This is a genomic window from Pseudomonas sp. NFPP24 (assembly GCF_900112095.1).
Lineage (GTDB): Bacteria > Pseudomonadota > Gammaproteobacteria > Pseudomonadales > Pseudomonadaceae > Aquipseudomonas > Aquipseudomonas extremorientalis.
On sequence record NZ_FOKD01000003.1, the window covers coordinates 142019 to 160402 of the forward strand.

General features: G+C 60.5%; 22 protein-coding genes. 12 read left to right on the plus strand and 10 right to left on the minus strand.

Annotated elements, in window-relative coordinates; genetic code table 11:
• Nucleotide 1 precedes the first annotated feature (1 nt).
• The 6 genes from nuoK (at nt 2) to BM026_RS07490 (ending at nt 6107) form a co-directional block, all read left to right on the plus strand.
• Entirely contained in the window at nt 2-310 is a 309-nt protein-coding gene (gene nuoK / locus BM026_RS07465; protein WP_003174727.1) for an NADH-quinone oxidoreductase subunit NuoK, read from the plus strand.
• On the plus strand, nt 307-2160 hold the full coding sequence (gene nuoL / locus BM026_RS07470) for an NADH-quinone oxidoreductase subunit L (protein ID WP_071491906.1): 1854 nt from the start codon (nt 307-309) through the stop codon (nt 2158-2160). Before nuoK ends, nuoL begins: the two co-directional genes overlap by 4 nt.
• A 49-nt stretch (nt 2161-2209) precedes the next feature.
• Nucleotides 2210-3742, plus strand: coding sequence for an NADH-quinone oxidoreductase subunit M (nuoM, locus tag BM026_RS07475; RefSeq protein ID WP_017737145.1), 1533 nt, complete (start codon nt 2210-2212; stop codon nt 3740-3742).
• A gap of 7 nt (nt 3743-3749) precedes the next feature.
• A complete protein-coding gene (gene nuoN, locus BM026_RS07480) occupies nt 3750-5213 on the plus strand; it encodes an NADH-quinone oxidoreductase subunit NuoN (protein ID WP_058425023.1) in 1464 nt (487 codons plus the stop codon).
• A 239-nt stretch (nt 5214-5452) separates the two neighbouring features.
• Nucleotides 5453-5803 carry a type II toxin-antitoxin system RelE/ParE family toxin gene (locus BM026_RS07485; protein ID WP_093513166.1) on the plus strand — a complete coding sequence of 117 codons (351 nt, stop codon included), beginning with the start codon at nt 5453-5455 and terminating at the stop codon, nt 5801-5803.
• Nucleotides 5793-6107, plus strand: a complete 315-nt coding sequence (locus BM026_RS07490) for a helix-turn-helix domain-containing protein (protein ID WP_071491908.1) — start codon at nt 5793-5795, stop codon at nt 6105-6107. Before BM026_RS07485 ends, BM026_RS07490 begins: the two co-directional genes overlap by 11 nt.
• 354 nt (nt 6108-6461) lie before the next feature.
• Here BM026_RS07490 and BM026_RS07495 read toward each other — a convergent pair whose 3' ends face one another.
• Both BM026_RS07495 and BM026_RS07500 read right to left on the minus strand, forming a co-directional pair.
• On the minus strand, nt 6462-7214 hold the full coding sequence (locus tag BM026_RS07495) for an outer membrane beta-barrel protein (protein WP_093527856.1): 753 nt from the start codon (nt 7212-7214) through the stop codon (nt 6462-6464).
• Between the two features lie 126 nt (nt 7215-7340).
• The gene (locus tag BM026_RS07500; protein ID WP_093527858.1) at nt 7341-8174 is read right to left on the minus strand and encodes an arylamine N-acetyltransferase family protein; all 834 of its coding nucleotides are present in this window, start codon (nt 8172-8174) and stop codon (nt 7341-7343) included.
• A 120-nt stretch (nt 8175-8294) separates the two neighbouring features.
• On the opposite strand from BM026_RS07500, the gene BM026_RS07505 reads away from it, so the two are divergent.
• The 4 genes from BM026_RS07505 (at nt 8295) to BM026_RS07520 (ending at nt 11371) form a co-directional block, all read left to right on the plus strand.
• Nucleotides 8295-8531 carry a DUF6555 family protein gene (locus BM026_RS07505; protein WP_058425027.1) on the plus strand — a complete coding sequence of 79 codons (237 nt, stop codon included), beginning with the start codon at nt 8295-8297 and terminating at the stop codon, nt 8529-8531.
• A 214-nt stretch (nt 8532-8745) separates the two neighbouring features.
• A complete protein-coding gene (locus BM026_RS07510) occupies nt 8746-9729 on the plus strand; it encodes a DUF1852 domain-containing protein (RefSeq protein ID WP_093527861.1) in 984 nt (327 codons plus the stop codon).
• Between the two features lie 27 nt (nt 9730-9756).
• Entirely contained in the window at nt 9757-10791 is a 1035-nt protein-coding gene (locus tag BM026_RS07515; RefSeq protein ID WP_093527864.1) for a methionine synthase, read from the plus strand.
• 70 nt (nt 10792-10861) lie between these two features.
• Nucleotides 10862-11371: a flavin reductase family protein gene (locus tag BM026_RS07520; protein ID WP_092245038.1), complete on the plus strand. Its 510-nt coding sequence runs from the start codon at nt 10862-10864 to the stop codon at nt 11369-11371.
• Between the two features lie 21 nt (nt 11372-11392).
• On the opposite strand, the gene BM026_RS07525 is transcribed toward BM026_RS07520, so the two are convergent.
• A complete protein-coding gene (locus tag BM026_RS07525) occupies nt 11393-11593 on the minus strand; it encodes a DUF6021 family protein (RefSeq protein ID WP_083351478.1) in 201 nt (66 codons plus the stop codon).
• 14 nt (nt 11594-11607) lie between these two features.
• Complete coding sequence (locus BM026_RS29170) at nt 11608-11784, minus strand: hypothetical protein (protein WP_175507937.1); 177 nt, start codon at nt 11782-11784, stop codon at nt 11608-11610.
• Nucleotides 11785-11897: 113 nt separating this feature from the next.
• Between BM026_RS29170 and BM026_RS07530 the strand changes: the two genes are divergently transcribed.
• Nucleotides 11898-12419 carry a DUF3087 family protein gene (locus BM026_RS07530; protein ID WP_092245035.1) on the plus strand — a complete coding sequence of 174 codons (522 nt, stop codon included), beginning with the start codon at nt 11898-11900 and terminating at the stop codon, nt 12417-12419.
• Here the strand turns inward: BM026_RS07530 and BM026_RS07535 are convergent.
• The 3 genes from BM026_RS07535 to BM026_RS07545 are packed head-to-tail and all read right to left on the minus strand — an operon-like array spanning nt 12416 to nt 15441.
• Nucleotides 12416-12883, minus strand: a complete 468-nt coding sequence (locus BM026_RS07535) for an MEKHLA domain-containing protein (protein ID WP_231999507.1) — start codon at nt 12881-12883, stop codon at nt 12416-12418. The genes BM026_RS07530 and BM026_RS07535 overlap by 4 nt on opposite strands.
• A 16-nt stretch (nt 12884-12899) precedes the next feature.
• Nucleotides 12900-14030, minus strand: coding sequence for an MFS transporter (locus BM026_RS07540; RefSeq protein ID WP_093527867.1), 1131 nt, complete (start codon nt 14028-14030; stop codon nt 12900-12902).
• Nucleotides 14031-14076: 46 nt separating this feature from the next.
• Nucleotides 14077-15441, minus strand: coding sequence for an MFS transporter (locus BM026_RS07545; protein WP_093123870.1), 1365 nt, complete (start codon nt 15439-15441; stop codon nt 14077-14079).
• A 179-nt stretch (nt 15442-15620) separates the two neighbouring features.
• On the opposite strand from BM026_RS07545, the gene BM026_RS07550 reads away from it, so the two are divergent.
• Nucleotides 15621-16346 carry a carbonic anhydrase gene (locus BM026_RS07550; RefSeq protein WP_092245022.1) on the plus strand — a complete coding sequence of 242 codons (726 nt, stop codon included), beginning with the start codon at nt 15621-15623 and terminating at the stop codon, nt 16344-16346.
• Here the strand turns inward: BM026_RS07550 and BM026_RS07555 are convergent, their stop codons facing one another.
• Genes BM026_RS07555 through BM026_RS07565 form a run of 3 tightly spaced genes read right to left on the minus strand, consistent with a single transcriptional unit; the run spans nt 16347 to nt 18362 of the window.
• Nucleotides 16347-16799, minus strand: a complete 453-nt coding sequence (locus BM026_RS07555) for an alpha/beta fold hydrolase (protein WP_093527870.1) — start codon at nt 16797-16799, stop codon at nt 16347-16349.
• Nucleotides 16792-17541 (minus strand): HvfC/BufC N-terminal domain-containing protein, encoded by a 750-nt coding sequence (locus BM026_RS07560; protein WP_093527873.1) that lies wholly within the window; start codon nt 17539-17541, stop codon nt 16792-16794. The genes BM026_RS07555 and BM026_RS07560 overlap by 8 nt, the downstream gene beginning before the upstream one ends.
• Nucleotides 17538-18362 carry an MNIO family bufferin maturase gene (locus tag BM026_RS07565; RefSeq protein WP_071491920.1) on the minus strand — a complete coding sequence of 275 codons (825 nt, stop codon included), beginning with the start codon at nt 18360-18362 and terminating at the stop codon, nt 17538-17540. The genes BM026_RS07560 and BM026_RS07565 overlap by 4 nt, the downstream gene beginning before the upstream one ends.
• Nucleotides 18363-18384: the final 22 nt, after the last annotated feature.

Genomic DNA, 18384 nt, shown 5'->3' on the forward strand with positions numbered 1-18384 from the left:
GATGCCTGCTATCCCTTTGGAGCATGGTCTGGCGGTCGCCGGCATCCTGTTCTGCCTTGGCCTGGTCGGCCTGATGGTCCGCCGTAACATTCTGTTCGTGTTGATGAGCCTGGAAATCATGATGAACGCCGCGGCACTGGCGTTCATCGTTGCGGGTGCACGTTGGGGCCAGCCGGATGGACAAGTCATGTTCATCCTGGTGATCAGCCTGGCAGCCGCCGAGGCCAGCATTGGCCTGGCGATCCTGCTGCAACTGTATCGTCGCTTCCACACGCTTGATATCGACGCTGCCAGTGAGATGCGCGGATGAACATGATCTTTCTGACTTTCGTATTTCCCCTGATCGGTTTCCTGCTGCTGTCGTTCTCCCGTGGACGCTGGTCGGAAAACCTGTCTGCCCTGGTGGGCGTGGGTTCCATTGGCCTGTCGGCGATCGTTGCCGCCTACGTCATCTGGCAATTCAACGTGGCGCCGCCGGAAGGCGGTCACTACACCCTGGTGCTGTGGCAGTGGATGTCGGTGGAGGGCTTCAAGCCCAACTTCGCCCTCTACGTCGACGGCCTGTCGATCACCATGCTCGGCGTGGTGGTCGGCGTGGGCTTCCTGATCCACCTGTTCGCGTCCTGGTACATGCGCGGTGAAGCCGGTTACTCGCGCTTCTTCTCGTACACCAACCTGTTTATCGCCAGCATGCTGTTCCTGGTGCTCGGCGATAACCTGTTGTTCCTGTACTTCGGCTGGGAAGGCGTGGGCCTGTGCTCGTACCTGTTGATCGGTTTCTACTACAGCAACCGCAACAACGGTAACGCAGCACTCAAGGCCTTTATCGTCACCCGCATCGGCGACGTGTTCATGGCCATCGGCCTGTTCATCCTGTTCCAGCAAGTGGGCACGCTGAACATCCAGGAACTGCTGGTGCTGGCACCGCAGAAATTCCAGGTTGGCGACTTCTGGATCACCTTGGCCACCCTGATGCTGCTCGGCGGCGCCGTGGGTAAATCCGCGCAACTGCCCCTGCAAACCTGGCTGGCGGACGCGATGGCCGGCCCTACCCCGGTTTCCGCACTGATCCACGCCGCCACCATGGTAACCGCCGGCGTCTACCTGATCGCCCGTACCCACGGCCTGTTCACCCTGGCGCCGGACATCCTGCATCTGGTCGGCATCGTTGGTGGCGTGACCCTGGTCCTGGCTGGCTTCGCTGCCCTGGTACAGACCGACATCAAGCGCATCCTTGCCTACTCGACCATGAGCCAGATCGGCTACATGTTCCTGGCCCTGGGCGTTGGCGCCTGGGACGCGGCGATCTTCCACCTGATGACCCACGCCTTCTTCAAGGCCTTGCTGTTCCTCGCTTCCGGTGCGGTGATCGTGGCCTGCCACCACGAGCAGAACATCTTCAAGATGGGCGGCCTGTGGAAGAAACTGCCACTGGCCTATGCCAGCTTCATCGTCGGTGGTGCCGCCCTGGCCGCCCTGCCGCTGGTGACCGCCGGTTTCTACTCAAAGGATGAAATCCTCTGGGAAGCCTTCGCCAGCGGCAACCAGAACCTGCTGTACGCAGGCCTGGTGGGTGCGTTCATGACCTCGCTGTACACCTTCCGCCTGATCTTCATCACCTTCCACGGTGAAGCCAAGACCGAAGCTCACGCAGGCCACGGCATCTCGCACTGGTTGCCATTGTCGGTACTGATCATCCTGTCGACCTTCGTCGGCGCCATGATCACCCCGCCTCTGCACGGTGTACTGCCGCAAAGCGTCGGCCATGCCGGCGGCGAAGCCCAGCACAGCCTGGAAATCGCCTCGGGCGCCATCGCCATTGCCGGTATCCTGCTGGCGGCCCTGCTGTTCCTCGGCAAGCGTCGCTTCGTGACGGCCGTCGCCAACAGTGGCATCGGCCGCTTCCTGTCGGCCTGGTGGTTCGCCGCCTGGGGCTTCGACTGGATCTACGACAAACTGTTCGTCAAGCCTTACCTCGCCATCAGCCACATTCTGCGCAAGGACCCGCTCGACCAGACCATCGGTCTGATCCCGCGTGCCGCCAAGGCCGGTCACACCGCCCTGAGCCGCAGCGAGACTGGCCAACTGCGCTGGTATGCAGCCTCCATGGCGGCCGGTGCCGTGCTGGTAATCGGCGCCATCGTCGTGGTAGCGATATGACTATGAACATTGCGATCTTTGCGAACTTGCGAAAGGAAACGAGCCTGTCATGATTCTGCCCTGGCTAATCCTGATCCCCTTCATCGGCGGCCTGCTCTGCTGGATGGGTGAACGCTTCGGCGCCACCCTCCCCCGCTGGATTGCGTTGCTGACCATGTCCCTGGAACTCGCGCTCGGCCTCTGGCTGTGGGCCCATGGCGACTATTCATTTGCTCCGGCACCGGGTGTCGATCCGACCTTCGCGCTTGAATTCAAGCACGTGTGGATCCAGCGCTTCGGCATCAACGTGCACCTGGCCCTGGACGGCCTGTCGCTGTTGATGATCCTGCTGACCGGCCTGCTGGGTATCCTCTCGGTACTCTGCTCCTGGAAAGAGATCCAGCGTCACGTGGGTTTCTTCCACCTGAACCTGATGTGGATCCTGGGTGGTGTCGTCGGCGTGTTCCTCGCCCTCGACCTGTTCATGTTCTTCTTCTTCTGGGAAATGATGCTGGTGCCGATGTACTTCCTCATCGCGCTCTGGGGTCACAGTTCTTCGGACGGCAAGAAAACCCGGATCTACGCGGCGACCAAGTTCTTCATCTTCACCCAGGCTTCCGGCCTGATCATGTTGGTGGCGATCCTGGGCCTGGTACTGGTCAACTTCAATACCACCGGCGTGATTACCTTCAACTACGCCGACCTGTTGAAGACCAAGATGTCCCTGACCACCGAGTACATCCTGATGCTGGGCTTCTTCATCGCCTTCGCGGTGAAGCTGCCGGTGGTGCCGTTCCACTCCTGGCTGCCCGATGCGCACGCCCAGGCGCCGACTGCCGGTTCCGTGGACCTGGCCGGTATCCTGCTGAAGACTGCGGCCTACGGCCTGCTGCGTTTCGCCCTGCCGCTGTTCCCGAATGCCTCGGCCGAGTTCGCGCCGATCGCCATGACCCTGGGTCTGATCGGGATCTTCTACGGTGCGTTCCTGGCGTTCGCGCAAACCGACATCAAGCGTCTGATTGCCTTCTCGTCCGTTTCCCACATGGGCTTCGTACTGATCGGCATCTACTCCGGCAGCCAACTGGCGCTGCAGGGCGCGGTGATCCAGATGCTGGCCCACGGTGTCTCGGCCGCAGCCCTGTTTATCCTGAGTGGCCAGCTGTACGAGCGCCTGCACACCCGTGACATGCGTGAAATGGGTGGCGTGTGGTCGCGCATCGCCTACCTGCCGGCGATCAGCCTGTTCTTCGCCGCCGCGTCCCTGGGCTTGCCGGGCACCGGTAACTTCATCGGCGAGTTCCTGATCCTGATGGGTGCCTTCGTGCAAACGCCGTGGATCAGTGCGATTGCTACCTCCGGCCTGGTATTCGGTTCGGTCTACTCGCTGATCATGATCCACCGCGCCTACTTCGGCCCGGCCAAGTCCGACACCGTCCTGCAAGGGATGGATGCTCGCGAACTGATCATGGTGCTCGGCCTTGCGGTACTGCTGATCTATATCGGCGTGTACCCGCAACCGTTCCTGGACACTTCTGCCGCAACGATGCATGGCGTGCAGCAGTGGTTCGGCACCGCCTTCTCTCAACTCGCTTCGGCCCGGTAAGAGCGCTATGGAATTCACGATCCAACACTTTATCGCGCTTGCGCCGCTGCTGATCACCAGCCTCACCATCGTGGTGGTGATGCTGGCAATCGCCTGGCGCCGCAATCACTCGCAAACGTTCCTGCTGTCCTGTGCCGGTCTGAACCTGGCCCTGCTGTCGATCATCCCGGCCCTCAAGGTCGCGCCATTGGCGGTCACGCCTTTGATGATGGTGGATGACTTCGCCCTGCTGTATATCGCGCTGATCCTGGTCGCGACCCTGGCCTGCGTCACCCTCGCCCACGCCTACATGGGCGAAGGCGGCACCGGTTACCCAGGCAACAAGGAAGAGCTGTACCTGCTGATCCTGCTGGCCGCGGCCGGTGGCATCGTGCTGGTCAGCGCACAGCACCTGGCCGGCCTGTTCATCGGCCTGGAACTGCTGTCGATCCCGACCTACGGCCTGGTGGCCTACGCGTTCTTCAACAAGCGCTCGCTGGAAGCCGGCATCAAGTACATGGTGCTGTCCGCCGCCGGTTCCGCGTTCCTGTTGTTCGGCATGGCCCTGCTCTACGCCGAAGCCGGCAGCCTGAGCTTCACCGGTATCGGCCACGCCCTGGCCACCACCAGCCTGCCTGCGCCGATTGCCCAACTGGGCCTGGCCATGATGCTGATCGGCCTGGCGTTCAAGCTGTCGCTGGTGCCGTTCCACCTGTGGACCCCGGACGTGTACGAAGGCGCCCCGGCGCCGGTGGCCGCGTTCCTGGCGACCGCGTCGAAGGTTGCGGTGTTTGCGGTGATGGTGCGTCTGTTCCAGATCTCGCCTGCTGCCAACACTGGCGTGCTGAGCAACGTGCTGACCGTGATCGCCATCGCGTCGATCCTGTTCGGTAACCTGCTGGCCCTGACCCAGAACAACCTCAAGCGTCTGCTGGGTTACTCGTCCATCGCTCACTTCGGCTACCTGCTGATCGCCCTGGTGGCGAGCAAAGGCCTGGCCGTGGAAGCCATGGGTGTGTACCTGGTCACCTACGTGATCACCAGCCTCGGCGCGTTCGGCGTGATCACCCTGATGTCCTCGCCGTTCAAAGGCCGTGACGCCGACGCCCTGTACGAGTACCGCGGCCTGTTCTGGCGCCGTCCGTACCTGACCGCCGTACTGACCGTGATGATGCTGTCCCTGGCCGGTATTCCGCTCACGGCGGGCTTCATCGGCAAGTTCTACATCGTCGCCACCGGCGTCGAAGCGCACGAGTGGTGGTTGGTTGCCTCCCTGGTACTGGGCAGCGCCATCGGCGTGTTCTACTACCTGCGCGTGATGGTCACCCTGTACCTGATCGAGCCGAACCTGCGCCGTGTGGATGCCGAACTGCACTGGGAACAGAAGGCAGGCGGTGTAATGCTGCTGGCCATTGCCCTGCTCGCGTTCTTCCTGGGTGTGTACCCACAACCGCTGCTCACCCTGGTGCAGCACGCGGTGTTGGGCGTTTGATCGCTTAGCGGGATGCAGTCAACAAAACGGCGCCTTCGGGCGCCGTTTTGCATTCTGGGCAATGGGTTCAAACACCCTCTTCAACTCACGGAAATTTCCTCTTCCACTCGCCTACTCATCTGGCATATGCACGCCGAAGCCCGCCGTATGGTGTTTGAGTTTTAGGAAAGTTCCCACAGCCAGGTCACTTGACCATAAGCAGGTGGGCCACCAAACTCTACGCAGGCTACGTACAGAACATGGATGCTCTATTTATCGAACTGCCGCCCTTCGAGCGGCATCGCAAGGACTATCTGAGTGACGAGCTTTTCCAGGGTTTTCAACAAGAGTTGATGAAGAACCCGGAAGCAGGAGATGTGATCGAGGGAACAGGCGGACTGCGCAAGGTTCGCTTCATCGACGAGCGACGCAACAAAGGCAAGCGCGGTGGCCTGCGGGTCATTTACTACTGGTGGTCGGGCGGCACGCAATTCTGGCTGTTCACCCTGTACGGCAAGCACGAACAGGATGACCTGACACCACAGCACAAAAAAGCCCTAAAACACATGCTGGACAGGGAAATCAAAGCGAGAACACATCATGAAACGTGAAATCTTTTCCGAACTGGTCGAAGGCTTCGACGCCCTGGCAAACGAACGCCAGGGCAAAGTCACCCTGCGAACCCATAAGGTTCATCTCAATCAACTGGAGCCGCTTACCGCCGAGGAGGTGGTGGCCGTGCGTCAACAACTCAACCTCTCCCGGTCGGTGTTCGCCATGTACCTGCGCACCAACACCCGCACCCTGGAAAACTGGGAACAAGGTCGGGCCAAGCCAAATGCCCAGGCCGCCACCCTGATTCGCCTGGTGGCACGTTTCCCGGAAACCGTAGCGCAACTCGCTGCATTGGGTTGATCAACAAAGCCCCGACAGGTTCGGAGCTTTTTCATTCAGCACTATGGGCCGCCGAGCATGTTATACGCAGCCACCCCCAGTCCTGGCGGTCCACTAGCGTTCGCGCAGGTGATACGGGGTGCGGTTCTGCGAGCGGATGCGAGTGGCCACGCCCAACGCGCCGAGGTGAAAATCGCCCAGGCCAGGGTCTGGTAGGCGATGCGGGGCATGGCCACCCTCTCTTCTCAGGATATGGAAAGCAGGTTCCACACTAAGGCAGCGACGCGACTGCGTTGAGGGTTTTGGCGGACACAAAGGGGGGCTGGCGGGGACAGTTGAACGTGGGCGTTGGCCGCCCACGTCCGGGCGATGCACTTAGAACGCGATACCGACCTTGAACCCGTACTCATCTCGCTTGAGTTTGGTGTTGTCAGCTACTTCAGAGTTACCGTCGAGTTTGTACTCGGTGCGGGTGTAGTACAAGCCCGCGACCACCGGCAGGTCACCCTTCTGATTCATCAACAGGCTGACTTCGGCGTAGGGGTTGGTGCGGTCCTTGAGGTCCACGGTGTCGCTGCCGAAATCTTCCACCTTGAGCTTGGTACGACCGTCGATGGTGCGACGGGCGCCGGCTTCGAGACGCAGGGTCATGTCATCGAACTGGTGGTTATAGCCCAGGGCCGCCTTGGCGAACGGCGATTTGTTGGTGAGCTTCACGTCGAGGTCGTTGATCTCTGGCTCGTAGCGGGTCCAGCTGTAGCCACCGCCAACGATCACGTCGACAAAGTTGCGCGCATCCAGCGCGGCGCGCCAGCCGAGATCCAGGTCTGCCTGGCCTTCCTTGAGTTTGTTATCGCTCTTTTCGCCGTATTTGGCTTCGATACTGGCCTGGTAGATAAAGCCGGATTCGGCGGTGAGCTTGTTGCCGAAGTTGTAGAACAGGCCCGCCTCAGGCATGTGGCTCTTGTCGCTCTGGCTGCCGCCTTCGAATTTGAAGTCGTTGTAGCTGCCCAGGATCCCGAAGGTGGAGATCGGGTCGGTGGACGGTGCGGCGAACACCACGGCAGGCGCAGCGACCAGCGCCAGCAGCGAGGAACCCTTGAAGAGTTTTCCGAATAGCTTGGACATCGTTTTACATCTCCTTGTCTGGTGAGCAAATTATTCAGGAAACGGTTCGAACCCCGGCATGCGCCAAAGGTTCGAATTAATTTGCGTGGATTTGGAGATAAAACGGTTCAGCGAGGCTCTATCTCACTATTCCCGGGAGGCAGCCAGGACCAGGCCATCCAGGGTTTGCCGAAGCGTTGCCGTGTCCGGCACGCGAATCCTGAAGGTTTCAGTCAGCACCTGCACCACCTCATCGGCACTGCCAAGCGTGCGTTTTTCGCTCGGCCGGTCCAGTGAGTGGATCGCATAGTGGGTGTTGTTCAGGGTATGGCGCTTGCCCGGTGCCAGGCGTGCGACTTTCAGTTGGCCCACGAATACCGAATCCGGGTGGGTGGAAACGTACCAGTTGCCGATTTCGTAATCGATATCCGCCTGTACTTGCAGGTCGAACACATACAGGCCACGCCACTCCTCGGCCACTTGTGCCCACAAGGTGTAACTGCCCTGCCCGTCGAAAGTCAGGCGATACGGTTCATGGGCCGTGGCCTGCACCACTTCGGTGTCCAGTTGCAACGGGCTGCTGGGCACCATGCCGCCAAAGCCGACATCGGTGATGTAGCGCACGCCGTCCAGGGTCACCAGGCTCAAACGATGAGTACGCGCCGTGCGTGCATCCGGCGCCCCGCCCATCACCACCCGGCCGGTGATGCCACGCGCCTCGAAGCCGAGTTCCTGCAGCAAGGCCAGGAACATCTGGTTCAGCTCATAGCAATAGCCGCCCCGCCCGTCCAACAGCACTTTTTGTTCGACACTGGGCAGGTCGATCGGCACCGGCAGGCGTATCAGGCTCGATAGGTTCTCGAAGGCAAAGCTGTACACGTGGCGCAGTTGCAGGGCCTGCAAGGTTTGCAGGGTGGGCGCCGGCGGCGTGTCATAACCCAGGCGTTGCAGGTAGAGACGGCTATGGGTCAGCAGAGGCATGGCGCGATCCTTGGGCACAGGAAGAAGGCATCACTATGCCGCGCCAACCTGCAGATTGTCATTTTGAATGAACCTTTTTGAACGCTGCCCTATCCATCTATAACAACACAGGGAGGCAACATGAGTACCGCAAAAATCTACACGATCAATTATCAGCTGCACGGTCAACCGAAAACCTTTGTGGTGCGTGCTGAAGTGATGAACAACGCCGAGGCCTGGCACTGGGCGGCGGTGGATGCCGATATTGCCCATGTCAGTCGCGTGGGGCGCGTGGGGCATGAGCAAGTCAAGAAAACCACCCGGCCCTGGGCGGAGAAGTTTGGGATTACGGATGTCACGTGGATCGCACCCAAGTAAGTGCACAGCCCCATCGTACAAGGTGGGGCTTTTAACACCCTCTGCAGTTGACCATTTGCCCATCATGAACAGGGCTAACGCTTCAGTGAAATCAATTCAATTTCACTCGACCCATGCGCTGCCTAAACTACATCCTAATTATTGATTCTAGAAATCAATCTGGCACCTGAACAACCCATCAGGTGTATTCCGGAAATCAGGATGTCAGGCCACAATGAACAGCGAGTTTGCCTTTACCCTCAAAACCCTGCGTTTCGACGAACATTATCAGCCCTCGAAAAACACGCGCATCACCACCAACTTTGCCAACTTGGCCAGGGGCAAAAGTCGCCAGGAGAATCTGCGCAATACATTGAGGATGATCAACAATCGTTTCAATGCGTTGGCGCAGTGGGATAACCCCAAGGGTGATCGCTACAGAGTGGAACTTGATATCGTCTCGGTTGAAATGGACATTGCCCCTGAACAGCGTGGCAACGCCATCCCGCTGATTGAAATATTGAAAACGACGATTGTCGATCAACACACCCATGAACGCATTGAGGGTATTGTCGGCAACAACTTTTCCTCCTACGTTCGCGACTACGATTTCAGCGTTGCCTTGTCAGCACACAACAAGAATCAGACCGAGTTCAGCACACCCGAGAACTTTGGCGACTTGCATGGAAAACTGTTCAAGCACTTCGTCAACTCAGACACGTACAAAGAAAACTTCAAGAAGCCGCCGGTGATCTGCCTGAGCGTTTCGAACACCAGGACCTATCATCGGACAGAAAACCAGCATCCTGTATTGGGCTTTGAATACCAACAGGACGCCTACTCCTTGACCGATGAGTACTTCAATAAAATGGGATTGAAGGTTCGCTACTTCATGCCTTCAAACAGTGTTGCGCCGCTGGCCTTTTATTTTTCCGGTGATTTGCTGGCGGATTACAGCAATCTTGAACTCATCAGCACCATCAGCACCATGGACACTTTCCAGAAGATTTACCGGCCCGAGATTTACAATGCCAATTCTGCCGCCGGCAAACTCTACCGACCCAGCTTGAAGCACCAGGATTATTCACTGACGTTGATTGTCTACGATCGAGAAGAACGCAGCCGCCTGGCGATTGAACAGGGAAAATTTGTTGAAGAGCACTTTATCAAACCCTACCAGGCTGTTCTTCAACAGTGGTCCGCCCACTGCGCGCTTTGACGCATTAATACTACAAGGTCATCCCTGATGAAAAAGTTGTTACCTACTTCTACCGCCGGCAGTTTGCCTAAACCTTCCTGGCTGGCTCAACCTGAAACACTGTGGTCACCCTGGAAACTGCAGGATGAGGCATTGACCGAGGGCAAACACGACGCCTTGCGCCTGTCCCTGCAGGAACAACAGCACGCGGGCATTGATATCGTCAGTGATGGTGAACAGACGCGCCAACACTTTGTGACGACGTTTATTGAACACCTCAGCGGTGTTGATTTCGAGAAACGCGAGACCGTGCGAATCCGTGATCGTTATGACGCAAGCGTGCCAACGGTCGTAGGGGCTGTTTCCCGCCAGAAACCCGTGTTTGTCGAAGACGCCAAGTTCTTGCGCCAGCAAACCAGTCAACCCATCAAGTGGGCGCTGCCTGGCCCCATGACGATGATCGACACGCTGTATGACAACCATTACAAGAGTCGTGAAAAGCTCGCCTGGGAATTCGCCAAAATCCTCAACCAGGAAGCCCTTGAATTAGAAGCCGCCGGGGTGGATATCATCCAATTCGACGAGCCCGCCTTCAACGTGTTCTTTGATGAGGTGAACGACTGGGGCGTGGCCACCCTGGAAAGGGCCATTGAAGGTCTCAAATGCGAAACCGCCGTGCATATTTGCTACGGCTACGGCATCAAAGCCAATACTGACTGGAAAATGACGCTGGGATCAGAGTGGCGTCAATATGAAGAAGCCTTCCCCAAGCTGCAGCGATCCAGTATCGATATCGTCTCGCTGGAGTGTCACAACTCCCATGTGCCCATGGAGCTGATTGAACTTATCCGCGGCAAAAAAGTGATGGTCGGCGCCATCGACGTGGCCAGCCACACCATTGAAACACCCGAGGAAGTCGCCAACACCTTGAGAAAAGCACTGCAGTTTGTCGATGCCGACAAGCTCTACCCTTGCACGAACTGTGGCATGGCGCCGCTGCCTCGTCACATCGCCAGGGGCAAGCTGAATGCGTTGAGTGCCGGCGCAGCGATTGTCCGAAACGAACTCTCGAACCCGTACTGAGAATACGCAAGGCCTGACGATGTCAGGCCTTGCCTGGCGCATTCGCACGTCACCCCATTCAGGACCGCCCATGTCACCTCCCATCGAGCCCTCGCGCTTTCGAGAAGCCCTCGGGCACTACGCGTCCGGTATTACAGTGATTACCTCCCACGTTGACGGCGAGCCGATCGGCTTCACTTGCCAGTCGTTCTACAGCGTGTCGATGAGCCCGCCACTGGTGTCATTCAGCGTCATGTCCAATTCAGCCAGCTATCCGAGGATGCGCCAGGCCGGCCGGTTTGCCGTCAATATCCTGTCCGGCGAGCAGGTCAGGATTTCCAACCAGTTCGCTCGGCGAGGCACAGACAAGTGGCACGGCGTAGAGTGGCAGGCATCACCACTGGGCAATCCGCTCATTGCCGGCAGCCTGCACTGGCTGGATTGCGAAATTCACGCCGAACACGTCGCGGGGGATCACCTGATCGTGATCGGCGAAGTGAAAGCCATGAACCCGCCTGAAGCGACTGCTTCGCGGCCATTGCTGTACTTCAAAGGACAGTATCGCGACCTCGCCACGCACGATGCGTGTCGGCAAGAATGAGCCGCAAGGACCGTGGCCGGATCAAGTCTTCAAATCTCCCAGCGGATCGTAAGGTGGTTTGCGCTCGTCCTTGTCGGTATTTTTCTTATCCAACGGCGCGATAGCCGGGCCAATCGGGTCTACCTGCGGATCCGATACATCCGGTGAATCCGGATCAAACCCCAGTTCATCCTGAACACTGGAATGCTCGCCCGAAGCCGGGCCTTTCGATGTGTCACTCACGGCGTTCTCCTCATTTAAAGTGGGCGAGCCTTGTCATGGAGGCGTTCAAGGTCTTCCTCGACGCGCTCCACGTCGTCTTCCTGACGCTCCGCCGGCTCGTTGGGGCGCAACGCATCGTTGTCGCGCTCTTCCTCTCCGGGTGTGCGGTCAGGGTTCGGGGTACCGGGCGGTGGTTGCTTGTATTCGGGCATGATGGCTCACCTCAAAGGGTCTACATCAATTTAGAGAAACCGCCGTGCAGCATCGTTCAACTTGTTTGCCCAAGCGTGAGATGATGCCGGCCCCTTCTGGAGAAATGCCCCGGATGTTCGAGCTCAAACCCTGCGACCCTGTCACCTTCCGTCAACAGACCCGGCGCAGCACGCTGATCGTGGCCGTGTTGTTCGTCGCCCTGGCGATGCTGCTGTCGAGCCTGGCGGTGATGCTGTTTGGTGAGCCCGGCGGTGACAATTTCCGCTTCAATGTCGGCGGTGTGTTCGCCGGGGTGCTGATCACCATGGCCCTGATCCGTGGCCCGTTCTGGACCCAGGGGTGGCTCGCGCCGGCGGTGTATGGCTGGCAGCTCAAGCGCAGCCTGATGAGCGTGACCAATGTGATGCACAAGGTCATCGAGCGGGTGCAGGCCAATGACCCGGCGGCGATCAAGGTACTGCGCTTCTACCACTTGGGCTTGACGCAGATGCATGAGCTTGAGGCCAACTCCAGCGCCCAGGTGCAGTTGGTGGCTGAGGTCGAGGCGCACAAGGCCAGGATGCAGGCGCTGGGGATCGACACCGAACAAACCCGTCTCGACCCCGCCTGGCTGGCAACCTTGAAAACCGCTTAAGCCAACTCGCCGATGCGCTGCTCGTCGGGCCAGAACAGCGCCGCCTGGCCGCACGGCTGGCCGGCGTCATCGAGCAAGGTCCATACCACCCCGGCATGAATCATGAACGGCTGGTTGTGCGCATCCACCCGCCAACCGCTGTAGCCCTCGGCGATGCCGTTGGCGGTGACTTGCTCCAGCAGCAGCTGGCGCGCATCGCGGTCGAGGGCCGAAGCGCTGAAGCGTGAGGGCATGCCGATAAAGCTCTCGCGCGGGTATTTGAAGCACTGCAGGGCGCATTCATTCACATACGTAAATCGCGGATCTGCGCCGCCGTCATGGGCCAGCAGGCTGTAAGGTGCGTCGCGGTGCAGCCAGGCCAGGCGCTGTTGTGCGTCCAGGTGTGCCGGGGCCGGCAGTCCCTGGCCGGTCCAGTGTCGATAGGCCTTGTCCAGCACGTCTACGAAGCTTTCTTGAGAGGACACGTACAACCTCACATCATCAGTTGGGATTTTTTGCCCGCCAGCAGAACACCGCGCTGACGGCGATGGCTGCACCGGCCAGGCCAAACACCCACGGCGCCGAGGCGATCGGCAGCAGCAGGCCGGCGAGCAAGGGGCCGAGGCCGGCGCCGATATCGCGCCACACGGCATTCGAGGCCAGGGCCGACACCCGCATCGACCCGGGATTGCGCTCCGCCACCAGGGTAGTCACCAGCGGCAGTTGCAGTGCGCGCAACACCAGTACCGCCGCCGCGCCGACAATCACCCAGTAACTGCCGAACGCCGTCAGGGCCAGGGCACTCAGGAACGAAAACAGCAACAGCATCGAGGTGGCGCCAAACCGCTGGGCCGCTCGACCGCCCAAAGGGCTCAGGAGCATTTCCGAGACATAACGCAACGCCATCAGGCCGCCGGCGATCAGCACCGCATCCCCGCCCAGCAGCTTCTGCGCCTGGATCGACAGGCCGAAGATAAACAACCCGTCCAGCGCCACGCCCTCGATAAACGACCACACTGCCACACTGTCCGGCCATTTGAAGCGTCGGCCCGGGGTGCTGTGCAAATCATGCCCGACCGTAGGCAAACCGCGCGCCATCCACAAGCCCACCAGGCAACACCCGGCCAGAATCAGAAAGATCGGACGCGGCCCGGCCCACAGCGTCAGCCAGCCGCCCAGGGGCAGCGCCAGCATCGGCCCCAGGGCGATCAACGCCCGCGAGCGCCCGGCGCGGCGTGCGGCGCCGGCAGGTTCCGACGTGGCCAGCACTTGGGTCGACAGGTTCAACGCTGCAAAGCACAAGCCCCACACCAGGCGCAGGCAGAGCAATGCGGCAAACCCGGACAACATCGAGTTGCCCACCGCACACAACGCCGCGGCGCCGGCGGCGATCATGCAGGTCAGGCGGTCGCCGTTGCGTGCGTAGAAATTGAGCACATGCCGGTAGCCGAAAATCCGCACCAGGCGGTTGGCGGCCAGCAACACCCCGGCCTGGGCCAGGGTGATGCCGAACGCCTGGGATTCCATGGGCAGCAACAGGTAGAGCAACACGTCACTGGGCAGGCATAACGCCAAGGTCAAAGCGGCGCGGCGGGAGTGGGTATCAGCGGTGCGGAGGGCCAGGCTGGACATAAATCTGAAACATCCCGAAATATTCAGGTCGCCACGGTAGCGTTAATCAGCCCTTTTTCCCATAGGGCAACAAACGCAGACCACTGGCCACGGCGCCCACCAGTGCAAACCCGCAGCCCAGCCACAGCGCATAATGCGGGCCGCTGCCCACAGACAGGTGGAAACACAACGCTACCAGCGATGCGCCCAGCGTCTGGCCCAACAGGCGTGAAATCGCCACGATGCCGCTCGCCCCGCCACTGCGCGCCAGCGGTGCGCTGGTCATCAACGCCTTGAGGTTGGGTGACTGGAAAAAACCGAACCCGGCCCCGCACAGCGCCATGCGCCAGCCGATATCAAATGCCGAGGCGCCACTGCCCAGGGTAGCCAACGCAGCCATCCCCACGCTGAGCATCAACAAGCCGATGCCGCACAGCACGCCCAGGGACACACGGTCCGCCAGACGCCCCGCAACCAGCGCCATCACCGCCACCACCGCCGGCCATGGCGTCATCAGGAAACCGGTTTCCACCTGGCTATGGCCGAGCACCGCCTGCAACAAAAACGGCAGCGACACAAAGGCCAGGCCCTGGGCGCTGAAGGCACACACGGCCGTCAAGGAAGACAAGGCAAACACCGGGCGCTTGAACAGGTCGAGCGCCAGCATCGGTGCCGGGTGCCCGGCCTGGTGCCGCAACAGCAGCACGCCGCAGACCAGTGCCATCGCAATCACACCCAGCGTCAGCGCACCCTGGGCACCGTGCACCGCCGTGCCCAGGCCCAGCACCAGCAGGGCGAACAGCCCGGCGCACAGTACGGCGGCAAGACGGTCGAAGGCATGCCCGGTCATTGGCAGGGTCGGCAACGAGCGCACGCCCAACCCCAAGGCCAGTAACCCCAGCGGCACGTTGATCAGATACAACCAATGCCAGGTCGCCACCGACAGAATCGCCGACGCAGCCGTCGGCCCAAGGGTAAAGGCCAACCCCACCACCAACGAGTTATAGCCCAGCCCGCGCCCGAGCATTTTTGACGGGTAGATATGCCGCAGCAACGCCGTGTTCACGCTCATGATCGCCGCCGCCCCAAGCCCCTGCGCCACTCGCGCGGCAGTCAGGGTGAGCAGCGAGCCGGCCAACCCGCAAAACAGCGACGACACAATAAACAGCAACAACCCGCCGAGGTACACCCGGCGATGCCCCAGCACATCGCTGAGCGAAGCAAACGGCAGCACCGTGGCGATGATCGCCAACTGGTAGGCATTGACCACCCAGATCACCGAAGCGGAATCGGTGCCGATCCCCTCGGCCAGGGTCGGCAACGCCGTGTTGACGATGGCCGTGTCCAGGGTCGCCATGCCGATCCCCAGGGAGATCGCAATCACGGCCGGCAGGCGTTTATCGAGGGGCAACCCATCGGCAACAGAAGACATGAACAATCCGCGCAGGTGACTAAGGCGGTTAGATTAATGGCAGCCGCGAATTTATTCAGTGGCCGATTGGCTAACTGTCCGTATTTTCATGTTCGCGCCTATTGAAAGAGACCTCCTACATTGTCCCGCTGCAATTTTTGCGAGGGTGACGTTCCTCTGCCCTTACGAGAAACTCACTGATGGACAACGATCGTGAAACCGCGCATTGCGATGCACGCCGGCATTTTCTGCGCCTGGCGGCCACCAGCGCCGGGGCTGTGCTTCTGGCAGGTCAGTTGCCAATCGCCTCGGCTCACACGGCCGACACGTCAACCAGCATTATCGACCCGCAGCAGGCGTTGGCGCGGTTGATGGAGGGTAACAGCCGCTACGCCGCCGACGTGACAAAGCGCCGCGACCTGATGGTGGAGCGCGAGGCCTTGGTGAGCGGCCAGCATCCGTTCGCGGCAGTACTCGCTTGCGCCGATTCGAGGATTGCCCCCGAATACATCTTCGATACCGGCCTGGGGGAACTGTTTTGCGTACGGGTAGCCGGCAACTTCGTGACGGAAAACGGCCTCGCCAGCCTCGAATACGCCGTCGTGATGCTGGGGACGCCATTGATCCTGGTGTTGGGGCATGACAGCTGCGGCGCCATTTCGGCCGGGGTCAAGGCCGTCAAGGATAACGTGACCTTCCCCGGTAAAATCCAGAGTCTGGCGGATGCGATCAAGCCTTCCGTGAACAAAATCCTGAAAGCGCCCGGCAACCTGCTCGACAACGCCATTGCGCAAAATGTCCGGGACACCGTGGCACGGCTCAAGGGCGAATCGACCGTGCTGGCCGATGCCCTTGCCCAAGGAAAACTCAGCATTGTCGGCGGCACTTACCGACTGCGCAGTGGCAAAGTGGAGTTCCTGGCGTGATCAGGTTCGCCAGTGTCCAGTCTTCGTCATCACCCCTACCGCCTCGGCAAAACCCGCCTGGGGCACTGTGTTGAGCGTGACCAGCCCCACGCAGCGTGTCGGTTTCAGGGTAGCCGTGTGCGTCGCCACGCGTGCGCCCTGTTCCACACCGGCCAGCACCGCCTCGGGGATATGCAGCGCGTTCATCAGTTCCAGCACATCCTGGCCGAGCGTCACGTCATCGGCCTCGCGCAGGTACGGCACGATCACCCTGAAACCCTGCGCCGCCAGCGGCCCGCTGACCGCCGCAAACACGTGCACATCCGCCGCCAGCAAGATGATCGCGCGGCCGTCCTCCGGCCCGAACTGCTCATAACGCACCTCCCCCTCATCCGTGCTCACCTGTTGCAGCGCAAACGCCGGGGCGGTGATCACCACCGTCGCCAGCAATAAAAAACCACGACGGTCAAACATCTCTCACCCCCACGATCAATTCACTGCCCAGCCAAGCGGCCAGGTATTCACCTGCCTGCATCACGCCCGCGTCCTCCCCCAGGCGTTGCACCAGGCACTCACACAGCCCGGCGAAACTGCCGTCAGCCTGTACCTGCTGCACCGCCTGAAGTTCCAGCGCATCGACCTGACGCAGCCGCGAGGTGAATTGCCGCCGCCACACCAGCAAACCGCCCGCCTGTTCCAGCATCACCGCTTCCGGCGCGGACGTTTCCTGCCACAGCGCCGACCAGATGGCCTCGGCATTGGTGGTCAAGTCGTGGCAACGCAACGACGGTGTGAGCTGCAATACCGCCGTGTCCCAGTCCAGCTCGGCCAGCGCTTCCAGGGCCAGCGGTTGCGCATCAGCGGCGACAAAGGCCTCATTCAGGGCCGACTCGATCCAGGCCAGCTCATGCACATCCGGATTCAGTGGAAACACATCCTTCAAGGTGGCGTGGAACCCCTCGGGGTACGCATCCAGGGTCCAGGCATGGGGCGGATGGTTGTCGATATGGGTAATGCTCGCGGCCAGAAACGCTTGCTCTCCAAGCCAACGGCGCAGGTTGGGGAACGCCTGTTCGAGGCAGCCCACCAACTGGGCGCGGTAGTTGTTCTGGTACACCGCCAAACCGGCGTGATTGCTGCCCAGCAACTGCGCGGATTCATCCGACGCGCTCACCAGCCAGCGGCGAAAAGCCTGCTGAAATTGCGCCAGGTTCATAGCGCCGCCCCCAAGGTCCGGGCCATCGACAGTTCCTGAAGCAGCTCGGCGAGCGGCGGGATCTCATCATCACGCTCGATCATGGTCGCCACCGGCCCCAGCCGTTGCATGGCCCGTGCGTACAGTTCCCAGACGCCAGTGCACACCGGGCTGTCATGGCTGTCGATCAAGATGTCACGGCCCTGGCTGTGGCCGGCCAGGTGCACCTGGCGTACTCGCTCGGCGGGGATGCCGTCGAGAAACGCCAGGGCGTCGAAACCGTGATTGCTCGCACTGACAAACACATTGTTGACGTCCAGCAGCAGTTCACAGCCGGTGCGCCGGGCCATGGCCGTGATGAACTCCCACTCGGTCATGCAGGCACCCTCGAACGCCAGGTAACTCGATGGGTTCTCGAACAGCATCGTACGGCCCAGCACGTCCTGGGCCTGGTGGATATTGGCGCAGACCCGGTCCAGCGCTTCGTCGGTGTAGGGCACCGGCAACAAGTCATGGGCATTGAAACCGCCACTGCGCGACCAGCTCAGGTGGTCGGAGACAAACAGCGGTTCAATTTCATCCACCAGCGACTTGAGGCGCCGCAGGTAATCGGTGTCCAGCCCTTCGGCGGTGCCGATGGACATGGACACGCCATGCAGTGCCACCGGGTAGCGCTCGCGCACCTGGCGCAGGATGTGCCGGGGCTGGCCGCCCGCGACCATGAAGTTTTCGGAGATCACTTCGACAAAATCCACGGGCACCGAAGTCTCCAGGAAGTCGCAGTAATGCTCCTTGCGCAGCCCCAGGCCGTAGCCTGAAAAGTGAGGGTTGGATGTCGACATGACGGATCTCCGCAACGAATAA